This window comes from Mucilaginibacter gossypiicola, from assembly GCF_900110105.1.
Lineage (GTDB): Bacteria > Bacteroidota > Bacteroidia > Sphingobacteriales > Sphingobacteriaceae > Mucilaginibacter > Mucilaginibacter gossypiicola.
The window spans coordinates 747,240-763,094 of the sequence record NZ_FOCL01000001.1 but is presented as its reverse complement, the minus strand read 5'-3'; the positions used below and the strand labels follow the sequence as shown (position 1 = coordinate 763,094).

General features: G+C 41.4%; 15 protein-coding genes, 1 tRNA gene and 1 pseudogene. 7 read left to right on the top strand and 10 right to left on the bottom strand.

From position 1 onward, the window contains the following. Positions 1-7: 7 nt before the first annotated feature. From BMX50_RS03090 to BMX50_RS03065, 6 genes are all read right to left on the bottom strand, one after another. Entirely contained in the window at positions 8-1,138 is a 1,131-nt protein-coding gene (locus BMX50_RS03090; protein ID WP_091207484.1) for a chorismate mutase, read from the bottom strand. A gap of 96 nt (positions 1,139-1,234) precedes the next feature. Further along, positions 1,235-2,143, bottom strand: a complete 909-nt coding sequence (locus BMX50_RS03085) for a prephenate dehydratase (RefSeq protein ID WP_091207482.1) — start codon at positions 2,141-2,143, stop codon at positions 1,235-1,237. 190 nt (positions 2,144-2,333) lie between these two features. After that, positions 2,334-3,263 (bottom strand): PH domain-containing protein, encoded by a 930-nt coding sequence (locus BMX50_RS03080; RefSeq protein ID WP_091207479.1) that lies wholly within the window; start codon positions 3,261-3,263, stop codon positions 2,334-2,336. A gap of 41 nt (positions 3,264-3,304) precedes the next feature. Further along, positions 3,305-4,231: a sterol desaturase family protein gene (locus BMX50_RS03075; protein ID WP_091207476.1), complete on the bottom strand. Its 927-nt coding sequence runs from the start codon at positions 4,229-4,231 to the stop codon at positions 3,305-3,307. A gap of 1 nt (position 4,232) precedes the next feature. Next, complete coding sequence (gene aroB, locus BMX50_RS03070; RefSeq protein ID WP_091207473.1) at positions 4,233-5,291, bottom strand: 3-dehydroquinate synthase; 1,059 nt, start codon at positions 5,289-5,291, stop codon at positions 4,233-4,235. Between the two features lie 2 nt (positions 5,292-5,293). After that, positions 5,294-5,500 carry an RNA-binding S4 domain-containing protein gene (locus tag BMX50_RS03065; RefSeq protein ID WP_091207471.1) on the bottom strand — a complete coding sequence of 69 codons (207 nt, stop codon included), beginning with the start codon at positions 5,498-5,500 and terminating at the stop codon, positions 5,294-5,296. Positions 5,501-5,558: 58 nt separating this feature from the next. Here BMX50_RS03065 and BMX50_RS03060 point away from each other — a divergent pair, with 58 nt between their 5' ends. Further along, positions 5,559-6,761: a proline dehydrogenase family protein gene (locus BMX50_RS03060; protein WP_091207468.1), complete on the top strand. Its 1,203-nt coding sequence runs from the start codon at positions 5,559-5,561 to the stop codon at positions 6,759-6,761. A 30-nt stretch (positions 6,762-6,791) separates the two neighbouring features. Here the strand turns inward: BMX50_RS03060 and BMX50_RS03055 are convergent, their stop codons facing one another. Continuing rightward, complete coding sequence (locus tag BMX50_RS03055; RefSeq protein WP_208864630.1) at positions 6,792-7,424, bottom strand: HAD family hydrolase; 633 nt, start codon at positions 7,422-7,424, stop codon at positions 6,792-6,794. A 247-nt stretch (positions 7,425-7,671) separates the two neighbouring features. Here BMX50_RS03055 and BMX50_RS03050 point away from each other — a divergent pair. Continuing rightward, a tRNA-Ile gene (locus BMX50_RS03050) sits at positions 7,672-7,745 on the top strand. A 195-nt stretch (positions 7,746-7,940) separates the two neighbouring features. Next, the gene (locus BMX50_RS03045; RefSeq protein ID WP_091207461.1) at positions 7,941-9,251 is read left to right on the top strand and encodes a phage integrase SAM-like domain-containing protein; all 1,311 of its coding nucleotides are present in this window, start codon (positions 7,941-7,943) and stop codon (positions 9,249-9,251) included. Between the two features lie 140 nt (positions 9,252-9,391). Here BMX50_RS03045 and BMX50_RS03040 read toward each other — a convergent pair whose 3' ends face one another. Both BMX50_RS03040 and BMX50_RS03035 read right to left on the bottom strand, forming a co-directional pair. Continuing rightward, positions 9,392-10,228 (bottom strand): hypothetical protein, encoded by an 837-nt coding sequence (locus BMX50_RS03040; protein WP_091207458.1) that lies wholly within the window; start codon positions 10,226-10,228, stop codon positions 9,392-9,394. Then, complete coding sequence (locus BMX50_RS03035; protein WP_167667789.1) at positions 10,229-11,134, bottom strand: phosphotransferase family protein; 906 nt, start codon at positions 11,132-11,134, stop codon at positions 10,229-10,231. A gap of 87 nt (positions 11,135-11,221) precedes the next feature. On the opposite strand from BMX50_RS03035, the gene BMX50_RS34170 reads away from it, so the two are divergent. Next, positions 11,222-11,434: a hypothetical protein gene (locus tag BMX50_RS34170; RefSeq protein ID WP_143065066.1), complete on the top strand. Its 213-nt coding sequence runs from the start codon at positions 11,222-11,224 to the stop codon at positions 11,432-11,434. A 231-nt stretch (positions 11,435-11,665) separates the two neighbouring features. Here BMX50_RS34170 and BMX50_RS34400 read toward each other — a convergent pair whose 3' ends face one another. Next, positions 11,666-11,824 (bottom strand): hypothetical protein, encoded by a 159-nt coding sequence (locus tag BMX50_RS34400; protein ID WP_167667788.1) that lies wholly within the window; start codon positions 11,822-11,824, stop codon positions 11,666-11,668. A 163-nt stretch (positions 11,825-11,987) separates the two neighbouring features. Between BMX50_RS34400 and BMX50_RS03030 the strand changes: the two genes are divergently transcribed. From BMX50_RS03030 to BMX50_RS03020, 3 genes and pseudogenes are all read left to right on the top strand, one after another. Further along, positions 11,988-13,556, top strand: coding sequence for a hypothetical protein (locus BMX50_RS03030; RefSeq protein WP_091207453.1), 1,569 nt, complete (start codon positions 11,988-11,990; stop codon positions 13,554-13,556). Beyond that, positions 13,546-14,742, top strand: coding sequence for a hypothetical protein (locus BMX50_RS03025; protein ID WP_091207450.1), 1,197 nt, complete (start codon positions 13,546-13,548; stop codon positions 14,740-14,742). The genes BMX50_RS03030 and BMX50_RS03025 overlap by 11 nt, the downstream gene beginning before the upstream one ends. Beyond that, a pseudogene (locus BMX50_RS03020) lies at positions 14,724-15,782 on the top strand (thiamine pyrophosphate-binding protein); the annotation flags it as partial. The gene BMX50_RS03025 and the pseudogene BMX50_RS03020, both read left to right, overlap by 19 nt. Between the last annotated feature and the right edge of the window lie 73 nt (positions 15,783-15,855).

Below are 15,855 nucleotides of genomic sequence, written 5' to 3'. Positions count from 1 at the left end.
TATCAAATTAAGCGTGTGTAAGTTTTTCTGCAGCCTGGCCCTGAGCGGCATCGGCGTTCATTACCTCTGTTTGCCTGCGGATAGATTCGTTGTGAACCAGTTCAAGCAATTTTTCAGTGAATTCGGCGCTTAATTTTAATGCTTTACCATAAGTTGTACGTTTTTGCAGGATCTCATCCCAACGGCCAACTTGCAAAATGGTGATGTTGTTATCTTTTTTGTACTGACCGATTTTTTCAGCAATCTGCATACGCTCAGCAATTTTTTGGATCACCAGGTCATCGATTTTGTCGATTTGGTTACGAAGCTCAGCCAGTTTATCGCTCACTTCAGAATTTTTAACTTCTGGCTTGCGTAATGCTAAATGGTCAATGATGTCAGCAAGGGCAGCAGGGGTAACCTGTTGTTTTGCATCTGTCCATGCTACGCTTGGATCGATGTGTGATTCGATCATTAAGCCTTGCATATCCAGGTCTAATGCTTTTTGTGAAATGTAGCCGATCAAATCGCGGTTACCGGTGATGTGGCTTGGATCGTTGATGATAGGAAGCTCAGGAGCTAATGTTTTTAAGCTGATAGCAACATCCCACATTGGTTCGTTACGGAAAGCTGATTTTTCGTAAGATGAGAAACCACGGTGAATTGCAGCTAATTTGGTAATACCTGCGTTGTTGATACGCTCTAAAGCACCAACCCATAATGAAAGATCAGGATTTACCGGGTTTTTAACCATTACAGGCACGTCAACACCTTTTAAAGCATCAGCAATTTCCTGAACTGTGAACGGATTTGCAGTTGAACGTGCGCCTACCCAAAGGATATCAACGCCGGCTTTTAAAGCTTCTTCAACGTGTTTTGCAGTAGCAACTTCAACAGCGGTTGGCAAGCCGGTTTCTTCTTTGGCGCGTTTTAACCACTCCAAACCGATGCTGCCGATACCTTCAAACTCACCCGGACGGGTACGTGGTTTCCAGATACCTGCACGCAATGCAGAGATTTTACCTGTTTGAGCTAATAAATGTGCTGTGGCTACTAATTGTTCTTCGGTTTCAGCGCTGCAAGGGCCTGAAATTACCAGAGGTTCCTTACCTGTTTTAATCCAGGTGTTAAGCGGCTGTATGTTTAAATTTAGTTTCATCTTGTTTTTTGTTTATCCGGTGTTAGCCGGGATTGTTAGTTGATAATTTAAATTATGTTAGTTTTTTTGGTTCCTGTTTAATGTAGAACGTTTCGTTTATACGTTGCGCCTGATGTTGATATACTTGCGAGTGCTCCGTTCGGTTCGATTTGGCTTTGGAGTAGTCGTTGGTTCATCATCATGTCTTTCGTATTCGCCAAGGATATTGAAGTTATGGGTATACTTAAGGATCTGCCTTATGGATGCGTCATATTGTTTTTGCTCCTCCCATTCAACATCTACATAAAAATTGTACTCATTGCGTTTACCCAAAATCGGCATCGACTGAATTTTGCTCATGTTTACACCTTCTTCGGCAAAAATGTTAAGCACTTTAGCTAATGCACCAACTTTGTTACTTACCTGGAAGCATAGCGAAGCTTTGTTAGCAGGTTTCTTTTCAACATTGTCATGCTGGGTCATGATCAGGAAACGGGTGAAATTCCTTTTGTTTGATTCGATACGTCGTTCCAGTACATCCAGGCCGTAAAGCTGGGCGGCCAGGGCATTAGCTACAGCTACAGTATCGGTAAGTTGTTCATCCCTGATGCGTTTGGCACAGGCGGCAGTATCGCTGCTCTCCACAATTTTAAGGTGCGGGTATTCATCAAAAAAATCAACACACTGGCGTAGTGCTATAGGATGGGATGTTACATATTTTACATCCTCAAATTTTACGCCCGGCAAAGCCATCAGATGCAGCTGTATAGGCAGGTAAATTTCACCAACCACGGGAAAGCCGTAATCGAGCAGTAGGGTATAATTTGGCAGAATACTACCGGCGATGCTGTTCTCTATCGCCATTACTACATAATCGGCTTCTCGTTTTTTTAAGCTTTCGAATGTTTGCTTAAAAGAGTTGCACTCAATGGTTTCGATGTTCTCGCCAAAGTACCTTATTGCAGCTTCCTCGTGAAAGGAAGCCCGAATACCCTGAATTGCAACTTTTGGTCTTTCTATTTTCATAAACCCTGTTAAAGCAAAAAGTCCCGACTGTTGGGCCGGGACTTTTTGTGTTTTTTATATGTTTTGTTTAGTACATATTAGTCCCGGCTCTCACTGGTAAAGTAAAAGTAGTAACCAAAAAAGTATGCACCTGTTAATTTCATTTGTTGTTTTTTATTACGCCGTAAATGTACGGTAAAAAAACAGTTTGTCAATAGATAATTTTATTTTTTGTTAAAAATAATAGGTCAACCAAATTTAATTTGGTGTTAAATGCGTTTTGATCGTCGGAAAGTATATTTTGCTTGTAACTTACCTTTATACCCAAATTTTCCGGAAATTTATTAAGAAGGTCATAATCATGAATTAGCATAGTGGGTTGAATGACTACTCCGCTTTTAAACCTGATTCTTACGTTGCCAACGTTGCGATCCCTTATTGCAGTTACGTGCATGATTTCTTCCACATCCGCTTTATTATAGATAACGATGCGTTGCTCGTCAAACCCATACGAAAATACATTATTGCCACGTGAAATTTGCAGATATTGATTGCGCCCTTTTATTGTTACCGATACTGCATAACCAATAAATAAACCTATGGCGATAATGGATAAAAATATAGGCATTGGAAATGGACGGTTGCCGATGTGAAGCATACTCACAACGAATATAGAGACGGCAAATAACAGATATACGGAGATAAAAGCTACAAAAGCAATTACCCTCGCGGGTTTTACCCGATATACAAAATCGTTACTGTTGAAGTGAGGTTGGTTGCCAATATTAAAGAAGTGTTTTTCAAAGGGCATTAAATCAAGCCTCGAGTTAAAGAAGTCCTCTACAAGGTTGCAAGCCTCACTGATGGTGGGCGCATGATATTCAAATAAGTGATTGCTCTTATCAAGATAATAAACACAAAACTTGCCATTAAAGTAAAGCCCTAACTTGATGTAATTCAAATCAGAATCCTGAATAGTTACTGATGGACCGGTTAATTGAATATCGGTTAACGCCCGTTCAGCATCCCAGGGGAAATCTTTAATAAGCTTAATGGTTTCTTCAACGTCACGAGGTTGTTCGTCGGAGTATTCACCCTTTTCGTAGGTGTTATGCTGAAGCTTGGATATTAATTGTAACATGATTTAGCGTGGCACAAAATGCCACGCCAAATATAATATTGTCAGGCTGCAGTTTCGTGCTTTTTATGCGCCTCTTCCATTTCTTTATATTCCTGTTGCAATACACGTGCAGTTTGAGTGCTGCCGTCGTGACTCCATCCCGGTGGATGTATAAAATATCCTATTTTTGATTTAAGATCGGGGGCATTTTTTGCATCATGTAGCAATGCTTTCCATTCATGAAATAAAACGTTCACTGGTCCCATATCGTCTGGCTGTTTAGTTAAGCCATATTTAACCGGTTCAGGCAAATCTTCGTCGCGGAAGGTACCAAATATCCTGTCCCAGATGATCAATACCATACCCATGTTTTTATCCAGGTAAGGAATGTTTGATGCATGGTGTACACGGTGATGGGCGGGGGTTACAAAGATCCATCCATACCATTTTGGCAACGGGATTTTATATTGCGTATGTACCAGGTTACCGTAAAGCTGTGTTATTAAATAAGCGTATAAAATATCTAAAGCAGTAAAACCCATTAAGGCCAGCGGTAAATAAAAGAATACCCTGTAAAGCGGCTCAAAAACTGTAGACCTGAAACCCGTTGTGAAATTGAAATGTTCGGACGAGTGATGGGTAACGTGCATAGCCCAAAACATGCGGCAATAATGGCCGGTGTAATGCAGTACCCAGTACAAAAAGTCCTGAACTATGACCAGTACAAACCAATACCAGAAAATATTCCGGATTTCAAAGAGCCTGTAATGCTGGTAAGTGTAGTCGAGTATAAAAAATGTAAATACCTTAACACAAAGGTTGGTAACAACAGCCAGCGATGTAAGATATATGTTGGTCAGTGTGTCGCGCGTTTCATAATACTTGCGGTCTTCCCAATAGCTTAAAGCCATTTCAACCAGGGTTAAAACAACCAATAAGCCCATTAAAACAAGGGCCGCCTGATTACGCGGATCTATATGCTGCAGCATTTTACAGGTTAATGTAGTATCTCAAACTTTCGCAAAGTTCGTCGGCTGTACACACATTATCAATACTAAACTCACCTATATGTGTCAATAAGGTGCAATTAATTTCGTCGCCCACGTTCTTTTTATCCTTTTTCATATTGAGGAGCAGCTCGTCAAAGCTTGCTTCTTTTATCGTATATTTTGGATAAAGATCGGTTAGTACCATGACAATTTCATGAAGTTCTTCAGAAGGCAACCCTGTTTTTTTATGGGCGAGATATGATTCGCAGATCATACCGATAGCAACCGCCTCACCGTGCGACAGGCTGTCTTTGTCATGAAGTAATGAATATGTCTCGACAGCATGGCCAATGGTGTGTCCAAAATTAAGCGCCTTGCGGATACCCTTTTCGTGAGGGTCCTCAATAGTAATCTCGTTCTTGATCTCTACCGAACGATGCACAAGTTCAACAGATGGGTTTTTGAGGTCGCTGTTTTTAAGTTTGTTCCAATACCCTGAGTCTACAATTAAGCCATGCTTAAGCATTTCGGCCAACCCTGAAAGGATCTGGCGCGGGGGAAGACTTTGTAAAAATTCATGCGCAATAAATACTGCCTTAGGCATGGTGAATGTGCCGATGATGTTTTTGATACCATCAACATCGATACCTGTTTTGCCACCAACAGATGCGTCAACCTGCGAAAGCAGGGTAGTGGGTACCTGCACAAAATCTATCCCTCTTTTATAGGTAGATGCTGCAAAGCCGCCCATATCTGTAATAACACCACCTCCAAGGTTTATCATGAGGCTTTTACGGTCGGCACCAAAATCGATCAGCATTTTCCAAACACCTACACAAAAATCAATGGTCTTGCTTTCTTCACCCGATGAGATCTCGATCAGGTCGTAATTATTGAAGCCGGTAAGTTTGCTTGTAAGTAATGGCAGGCAATGTTCGCCTGTGTTTTCGTCGGTTAAAATAAAAAATTTTGAATAGTTGCCTTTTTTAATAAAATCAACTAATTCATCAAGGCTATTATCAAAATAAACCGAGTAATTATCGCTTAAAATAGTGTTCATTATTATATTACTATAATTTTATTACCATCGAACTCAACCGTATCTCCTCTTTTAACTTTAAGGCGTTTACGGTAATCAACTGCACCGTTATACTTCACGAGTCCCTCAGTTACAACTATTTGCGCTTCGCCGCCGGTTTGTACTAAGTTCGCAGCTTTGAGTAGCTGGATCATGGGGATAAAGTCCCCTTCTAACTTAAATTCGATCATGGGATGGCAAAAATAAACTATTCATGCAATTATGAGTTATCATTTTATAATTTTGCAGATGACCTCTTTTGAAACTAACAATAATCAAGGACGAAATACGCCCTCGTTCGAAAATACAGAAATAGCTTTTCGCCATTCATCCAACGCCGATCTGAACCGGGCATACTGGCTGTTCAGGATGATCAATGTCAACTTTTTAGTAAAGATAGGTCCGCCGGTTACCAACTTTGCTATGAAGATTGGTTTACCTATAAAAAGTATCATCAAAGCTACCATATTTAAACATTTTTGCGGCGGCGAAACTATTGCCGAATGCGATTATACTATCAAAAACCTTTATAGCGGCAGGGTAGGCACAATTTTAGACTACTCGGTAGAGGGTGAAGAGGAAGAAACGGTATTTGATAATACCCGTGATGAGATCATCCGTACCATTGAACGTGCAGCAAAAGATAAAGCCATTCCGCTTACCGTGTTTAAAATAACAGGTGTAGGCCGGTTCGGCTTGCTTGAAAAATTGGACGCACGCCTTAAACTAAACGATACTGAAGAAGAGGAGTGGAGCAGGGTACAGGCCCGGGTGCTGGCCATATGTGATAGGGCATATAAAAACAATGTACCTGTAATGATAGATGCCGAAGAAAGCTGGATCCAGGATACTATTGATCTTTTGGCGCTTACCATGATGACGCAGTTTAACAAGCAAAAGCCTATAGTATATAATACCTATCAAATGTACAGGCATGATAAATTGGCATCAATGTTAAATGATCATGAGATTGCCCAAAGCGAAGGGTTTATATTGGGTGCAAAGATTGTACGTGGTGCTTACATGGAAAAAGAACGTAGACGCGCCGAAGAAAAAGGTTACCCATCGCCAATTCAGCCCGATAAAAAATCGGCCGACCTTGATTATGACTCGGCGCTTGATTATTGCACAAGCCATATTGATCAAATAGCATTTATAGCAGGCACGCATAACGAAGAAAGTTGCCGCCTACTGGCCGAGTTACTGGATAACAAAGGTATCGACCATAAGCACCCCCATGTTTACTTCTCGCAGTTATTGGGCATGAGCGATAACCTGAGCTTTAACCTGGCTCATGCCGATTATAATGTAGCCAAATATGTACCCTACGGGCCTGTAAAGGCAGTGCTGCCATACTTGTTCCGTCGTGCACAGGAAAATACGGCCATAGCCGGACAAATGAGCCGTGAGCTAAGCTTGATAACAAAAGAAAGAAAGCGCCGAAGCGCTTAATTATAAAAGACCAGTAAAAGAGTGCATTTATTAAATTAAATGCGCTCTTTTTGCAAAAGCCTGTATTGTATCAGGAGCTGTCATTAAAAAGGTTTGAATGCCCAGTTTTTTAGCCGCCTCTAAATGCTGCGGGCTATCGTCAATAAATAAAGTCTCCTCCGGTTTCAGATCATTCTCCTTTAATACTTGTTCAAAGATGGCAGGTTCAGGCTTGCGCTTGCCGGTAAGGTGCGAGTAATATGTTTTTTCGAACAAATGATCATTCCCGTCGAAACCGAAATTGGTTTTAAGGTAGTTCATGATATAATCATAGTGGATTGCGTTGATGTTACTCAACAAAAATGTGCGGTATTTATCTTTTAATTTGAGTAACAGATCATGGTTGCCATCGGCAATTCCAACTAAAATACTATTCCATGCAACATCAATTTGCGCGTCGCTGAGCGATGGATTGTTGGTTTTTTCCCTTACATACGCTCTGAATTGTTCCGCAGTAACCTCACCACGATCAAATTTATCAAAAATTTCATCCTGGGTTTTGTGGCCGAAAAACGTTTCAGGGTTGCTTATACCTAACTGATTCCATGCTTGTTGTACACTGGCGAAGCTAAGACTGAAAATAACATTGCCATAATCAAAGATGATATTTTTAATATTTTCCATAAAAAGAGTTTGAGATATGGCCGCAAATATGTAAAATTGCACCCGCAAACAAAAACAAAATAACCGCGCCTATAGCTCAGTCGGTTAGAGTAGAAGACTCATAATCTTCGGAGAAATTAGGCGTAGGATATTAAAAACGGGGTTTTTGCTTCATGAAAAATTGATAATTTTTGAAATTATCAATTTTTGAAAGGAAGAGTAAAAAAGCCTCAATTTCGAATTTGTTCGAAAAAAATAAAAACCATAAGCGCCTATAGCTCAGTTGGTTAGAGCGTCGGACTCATAATCCGCAGGTCCCAGGTTCAAGTCCTGGTGGGCGCACTTAGAGCAGGTCATTTTCATCTGAAAATGGCCTGTTTCTAAAAAAAAGTGCTATACTTGTACTAATTCTTTTTAGGTAACCCGGTCGGGTGTCTTTGCAATTCAGCAAGAAAATTTGTCGAATTCGGTTCAAAAAAATTGATAAATAATTGATAACGGGATTTATCATTTTGTTGAGCCATTAAAGTCAAAATTATGGCTACTGTAAGTGCTGTGATCATTCCAAGCCAAAAAAAGAAAGACGGTACCTGGAATGTAAAAATCAGGGTAAACAAAGATGGGCGTTCCACCTACCTCGAAACCTCTCATTTCGTAAATGCGAAACAGATCTGGAAAAAGAACCAGATTAAAGACCCAAAGCTTCTGGCTATGCTCAACCCTATATTGACCGAATACAGATTAAAGATCGGTGAGCTAGGAACTAAACTTAGCTCATTTACATCATCAAAACTTGCGGTTAACCTTACCAAGGAAGAAGTTAAAGCTGAAGATATTAATGTGGTTGAGTTTGGTCGCAGGCGTGTACAAGAACTAAAAAAGGCTAATCGTTCGGGCAGTGCAAAAAATATGCAAGCTACTATTAATGGCTTAATTGATTTCTTCCGTACAGAAGATATTCGAATAACGGACATCCGAGTCAACATGCTTCAAAGTTATGAACAGTTCATGCGCAGCCCGCGGACACAGATTCGCCCGGATCAATTTAATAGGCCCCGCAAGCGTGAACTTGCCGGCATGACAACGAATGGAGTACATAATAATATGCGAGACTTGCGGATACTATTCAATTGCATCAGGGACTTCTACAATGACGAAGACGAGGGAGTTATGATTGTAAAACACTATCCTTTCAGAAAATATAAGCTTCCCCAGGTTGAGCCAACAAATAAGCCGAAGCTAACAGTTGAACAGGTTATAGCTATCAGAGATTTTGTGGTGGAACCGGATTCGCGCATCGAGCTCGCCCGTGATCTTTTTATGCTTAGTTTTTACTTGTGTGGTATGAACTCGGTCGACATGTATAAGTTGCCACTTCCAGATGCGTCAGATGAACGTGTCAATTATAATCGTTCTAAAACAAAAGGCAGGAGGCGTGATAAAGCTTATATCAGCATATTTATTCCGGATGTTGCCAAGCCTCTTTACATGAAATATGCCGGTACTTTGAAGAATCGGTATGTAAGCCAATATTCTTTGAATTACGCCATTGCCTATGGCATAAAAAAGATCGGCAAAGCTCTGGGTTTTAAGAATCCCGAATTTTACAATGCTCGGCATGCTTTCGGAGATTTGGCAAGGAACCGTTGTCGTTTTAGTATGGATGATGTAGGCCTCGCAATGAATCATAAGGATAATTCAAATCGGGTTACAGATGTTTACGTTTCCAAAAATTGGGATATAATTGATGAGGTACAATCGGCGGTTATTAATTTGCTTACAAACCATGACTTAGCTGTACAGCATAGGCTTTCAAATAATGGCATTCAGATTTCGAGGGAAGTTTAAGCGAGATATTAATAAACGACAAGAGCGCTTCGATTAATATCTAATGAGTGACCTGGCGTTGTTAACGACGCTAGGTCACAAACAAGTCGTCGGTAGGTGAAATATAACATCAGAGTAGTCATTATTATACCACGCTGATTTTATCCGCCGAAGATTCTTTTCGAAACTTTACGCAATAATTCATAGAATTCATCGGCGCTGAATCCACCTAAGAATGCCGCGGTCAATGCAAGGGCACTCATGCCACCAGCCGATTCCCCAGCCAACAACTGCTTACTGTCAATTAGTAAAAACACTACTCCGCCGGTAATAAACCCAAGCAGAGGCCTAACTAAATACCATGGCCACCAGGTGTGAAAGTCGAAAGTCTTCTTATAACAAGCTATCCCTATAAAATTATTGATAGTTCTCAACTGAACACCTAACAACCCGGCAATCGCGTATAGCAAGGTTAACCAGAAATAAATATCGCTGTCTTTAGGTTGGTTAGATGCGAACGCCAATTGATCGACAGCTAGGCTGTAGGATTGAAATACTTTGTCATCATCGTTAATCAAGGAAGCCAATTGGGTTTTGTCATTCTCGTTAATAGCGTGGAGCGTGTTGAGTGTGCCATTTTTTTTATTATAGTAAAACCATACGGGGCCAGGTTTCATTTTTAAAGTGTCCGATTTTATCCAGCTTACCGTTACCGGCTTAACTTTTTTGTCGACAATTTGGTGGGCCGAGTAAAACGCCATCAATGAAATTAACGAGCTGAATATGATATATACGACCGTCCAGACAGTCGTAGTTCTCGTATTCAGTCCTTGTGTCTGTGGAGGAACTTGAGCAGCTAAATTCCGGATTAACAATTGATTTGCGAGACGATTCAAAACTGGCATCCTGTTTTGAAATCGCATTAGCAATACCAACGGCAGTATTAAGATTATAATGACGATGCTTGCAAGGCATACAAATACGGTTGTGGTTTCCATTTATTGATTTTTGAAAAGGTTTAAAATTTTTTGAATACCCGGAAAATAGTTTAATACAGGCTCCCTGATTTTGCCAGTGGGTAATGGACTGCCTAGGTATTTGGAAATTCGCAAAAAGCGGAATAATGCATAAAAATAAATATCCTCATCGGAAAATGACTGGAGGCGACGAAATGCTGCAATGCTGGTCTTATAAAATCTGCTGTCACCTTCTCGTGCAAACAAATAACCAAAGGACAATAAAGGGTCACCTGAAAAACAAGATTCAAAATCTAGCAAGGCCGCAAGGCTACCGTTGCTCACTAATATATTTTCAGATTTCAAATCGCCCCAAACTAAACAGGGCATAACAGTTTCATTCAATAGCCGGTGGCTTAACATAAACTCAGTTAATTTTTGAAGGGATGCTTCCGGAATAAACTTACCTTCTCTAAGAGTAAGCAAGCCTGAATCGATGTTTTGTAAAAGAAATGCAGGCCAACTGGCAAACACCTTTTTCTCTTCCGTTATGTTTCCAAAATATTGAAAAGAAATTTTTGCCAGCTGAGCAATATTCTGCACAAGGTCAGCACAAAAGCGCTGCTGTTCACTAATAGCTAACAGGTCAAAATTTAGGTTAGTTCCTTCAATCTTTTTATAAGCCAAATAGCCTTTACCAGCTTTTTTGCCGAAAAAAAATGGTTCGGGTAATAAAACCCCATTTTTCTTTCCTGATAATAAAATTTCGAACTCTGTTGCTGCAATAGACGACCTGACAGATGGATAAGCCTTCAACATGATCGTTTGGTGACCAAAAATAACTTCATAGACGAAGTTCATCCCCCCAGCATAGATTGTACTGATTTCAATGACGTCTTCGTCAAAGTTTTCTTTAACAATATCACGAATAATCTTCTGCTCAATCATCTGGTAAACAAGGTTCAAAAAAATATTTTGCAAATAGAGCCAGGTCTTTTTTCCGGTAATCATTAGCCACTAACCATTGTGCGGTGAGTGGATCTAACGATAATTGGAGCGCTTTACTATAGTGTTGGTAACGAAACCAAAGTACCGCATTTCTTGATAGCTGTATGGTGGGTGAAACCATCAGTTCCGGATAATCGAAGCGTACTGCTCGGAGTATCCCTTCGCGAATATCCAGCAAGCCGTTTTGTGGATCATGGCAGGTTCCTGTTTTCAGGTCAAATGCAATTGCGTTTGCGGTAATATCGAATTGGTTTAATACATCGGTAATATCCCTGCACGGCCATAAACCATTGTAGAATTTTTCGATAATGATGATGTCATAATAAATGGAGCCGTCGCTTTGTCCGAACCAACGATATGTTCCAAATTGATTAGTTTGAAGCGAACCTTGATCTCGCAGGAATTGTTCTATGGATTTAAAGGCGGCTGCATTTAAAAAAAGGTCCAGATCTTTTGCATCTTGATCTGGTCTTAAAAAGCGTCCCGCACGGCACCACCGGCAATAAATATAGAATTTTCAGGGAGATTTTCAACGATTTTTAATAAGGCAGCGAAAGATGGAGCATGCTGCTGTAATTCGTTGGTTAAACGATCAAAAACATCGTGATAGTGTGTTGGGGGCGTAACCATTGCCGTAAAGGTAAACATCTGAGAATTTCTGACAAATATGTATTATTGCGTATTAACCCTTACCACATGCTTATTACAGCGACGGCAACTTCGATGATCGGCGAATTAGGCCGAAATCTGATGGCTCCAAAAGGGTGTCTTTTCTTCATTTTTAGGCATTCTTATGATTTATCAAACAGAAGAATTTATTGAACCTTTCTGGGCTGAATTCGCTGGTTCGGCTAGCGGCAGAGATCCTTTGGCTATACAAAACAGCAGCGTGGTGATCTATGCTAAAATGATGGTGGGTATTACGAATGTAACTAATCGTATCCGCTATATCGGGTTTTATTGCTGGTTACTGGAACTGATATTAAAACGATCAACGGTGAAGGGTTCTTTGCTGGAGCAACTGCGGTATATCCGCCGGGCCGAATTACTGTTGGCCTATACAATGGTAACGGAATTTCCAGAGGTCACTGGAGTAAGTGGCAGTGCATTTGCGAACCGTAAACTGGAAGACGATATTAACCTAATAGCCGGGGCAGATTGGGACAATCCGGCTGCAGGCCAGTTGTACTGGACATTTCGTGCGGGTGTGTTTGGCCAGTATTATAGCGGCGTAGTTAGGGATTTGGGGCTGATCAATCATCCTAATACCGAATTAAATATCTATTCCCTAACGCAAGAAGGCAGTCAGTTGGGTGATTATTTTGGAGCAAATATCTCAGCGGAAACCCAGGCGCAATTCTGGGAATGTTTAAAGACTGGTCAGGTCCAACGCATAAAGTTGGCCCAATTCCAGTCTTTTGCTTTACATCAAATTCCGGAATCACTGGAAGTGATCTTTTATCGACAACTGTTATTAGCTAGGGACGACCGTGCCCAGGACTCCTCTTACCGAAAACAGACAATTCTATTGTTATTGACCCACCTTGCCGAACATCCCGAGGGAACCACGGAACTGCCACTGAACTTTCTCAGAGAAAATTATTGCCGGCAACGGATACAGAGCGAGCTTGACACATGTGCGGCCGCGGCCTGGTACATTTATGAATTGAATGAATTGACCCACGTTGGGCTGGAGTACTTTCACGCTTGTTTGCTTTGGTGCATCCAGGAATATCCGATGGGATTGGACGAAAGACTGGATTTTTTAGTTGCCCAAACTTCGCTTGCTTTTGCCGATGAAGATCTGGACAGCCTTAAAACAACAATGGTGCAATTAATGAACTGGGTTCAGCAGGGGGACACCGATACCTACGCATATTATGAGGCTATGCAAAGTGCATTCCGGCAAGGGGCGTATGGTCTTTGTCTTTCAAAATCCATCATGTTGCTGATCAGTATTTATCGGGATTTCAAGCCACAATTTAGCCGCATCACACAGTTAGCTGCTATACCTGAATTTAATTTCAATCGCACTGGTTATGTGGTGGAGTTGTTAACCGATTTGGTCAAAAATACGGACAATCAAACCGTTGAAATATACACGAGAAACCTACTGGTTAAAGTGATTAATATGCATATGTTTTCTTCCTTCAGTAAAACGCGGATCGGACAAGCACTGGTGCACAATTATATGATCGAAGATGGTATGATTTGGCGTTTACGGGAAACCTACCCTAACCGGACAACACCAAGGTTACAAAATGCTGTCCAATACCTGGAGGATGTCAAATGGTTGCAAAGGGAAGAGAAAAAGATAATCATCACCGCCTTAGGCAACAAGCTGTTGACCGATGCAAGCTAAGATCATCCTTAAAGACATTCCCGCAGGAAAATTTCACTCGGCGGTTCTGACGACGTATTCCATTGACCTCTACTTTTTTGAGCAGCAGGTTTTGCCGCTATTGGGTAGCAAGGGGGTACACTATGTTTCCGTGCTGGCTGACGGTGGGATGCTCAGTAAACAGCTTTCTGGCTACAGCGGATTAAGTGAAAGGCGGCGGCGAAATTACGCTTTACATGGCATGCAAAGTAATGGGGCATTCCATCCAAAAATTATATTTCTGGCCGGTGACCGTAGCTTGTTACTGTTAATCGGTTCGGGAAATTTGACCAGCGCTGGACATGGCAAAAATCTGGAAACCTGGAATGCGGTGTATGTCGACGCTCCTACTGATTTACGATTGGGTTTGTTAAAAGAAGCCTGGAGTTTTATCCAACATTTGCACCAGGATCTGGGGAAGTCCGCACTCCACAAAATAAATACGATCGCGGAAAATTGCGATCTGCTACGCAATACCAACAAGTCGGAAAGCCAGCAAAAATATGCCAATGGCGGAAACGGTGCTTTGATTAGTTTTTTGGGTAGTCAGGGTATCCAATCGATGTTTGAGCAATTAAAAGACGCAGTTGGTGAACAAAGCGTGAATCAGATTCATCTCATGTGCCCTTATTATGATGTAAATGGCGCATTCCTCCACCAGCTCGAAGAAACGTTCCGTCCTAACAAGATCAATGTAATACTCCAGGAGGAGTTTGGTATGATTCCCTATAAAATGAAACCGCTACCTAACGTGCGCTTTTATACCTGGACAGGGTCTCAAAAACGGGATTTTAAACAGTCTTTTTTCCATACGAAGCACATTATTTTTGAAGGCAGCCAAACCAATTTAATGTATACAGGCAGTGCTAACGCATCAATGGCAGCCTTCGGCGGCCCGGGCTTTCGGGAAATCAATACAGAAGCCGGACTGATTTACGAAAAAAGCAATTTTGATTTCTTCTCCCATTTAGAAATTGAACTACGCAACGATATTCAACTTGTCGATCTATCAATTCCCGCTTTAGCGGAACCAATAACCGGTGAAGCTATTCTCGTTTACATCAAAACGGCGGAAAAGCAGCGAAACGAGGTTCACTTTTCTTTTTTTTCGAAGCAAGCGCTAACTAACGTGGAAGTTGTGCTCTATGGGTTTGGGGGCAAGGCGTGATTTTAGGTGGTGCCGAAGATGAATTTAAGGCCTTCATTGAAAAGTCGGGCATCCCGAGCGCCTGGACAATTCTGGGTATAGGTGCAATTCCGGGCAATCACCCGCTTAACGTTGGTATGCTTGGCATGCATGGAAATTATGCGCCCAATATATTAACTAACGAGTGCGATTTGCTGATAGCAATTGGGATGCGGTTTGATGACAGGGTTACAGGCCGGCTGGATAAATACGCTAAACAGGCTAAAGTGATCCATCTTGATATCGACCCGGCAGAGATCGACAAAAACGTGAAGGCTACAGTGCCCGTGTGGGGCGACTGCAAAGAAACTTTGCCAATGCTTACGGCTTTAATCGAAAAAAAAGAGCATGCAGAGTGGTTAGGAGAGTTTCAAAAACGTTATAAAGAAGAACTCGATACAGTTATCAACCCCGAGCTATACCCAACCTCTGTAGATATTACCATGGGCGAGGTTATGCGCAACCTTAATGAGCTTACGAAGGGGGAGGCGGTTATTGTTTCGGATGTAGGGCAAAACCAAATGGTAACCTGTCGTTACGCAAAAATGGATAAGACCCGGACTAATGTAACCAGTGGTGGCTTAGGCACAATGGGTTTTGCTTTGCCTGCCGCTATCGGTGCAAAATATGGTGCACCTGAAAAAACGGTGATTGCCATAGCGGGTGACGGAGGCTTTCAAATGACATTGCAGGAACTGGGTACGATTATGCAAAACAAGATTGATGTTAAGATCATAATTTTAAATAACCGCTTTTTAGGTATGATCCGGCAGTGGCAGGAACTGTTTAGTGATAGCAGATATTCATTCTCAGATCTTGAAAATCCGGATTTTGTTGCCCTGGCAGCATCATACCGTATTAAGGGAAAATGGGTATCTGACCGTGATGAGTTGCCGGGCGCTTTAAGTGAAATGATGAGTAGCAGCGGGGCGTTTTTGCTTGAAGTGATGGTCACAAAAGAAAATAATGTTTTTCCGATGGTGCCGCAAGGCTGCAGCTTAAGCGAAATAAGGCTTAAGTAATGATAAACTGAGGTTGGTATTAGTACCTCCTGAGTTCTTGGAGGGGAATGCCTCTGAGTGTGATTTGTGTTTT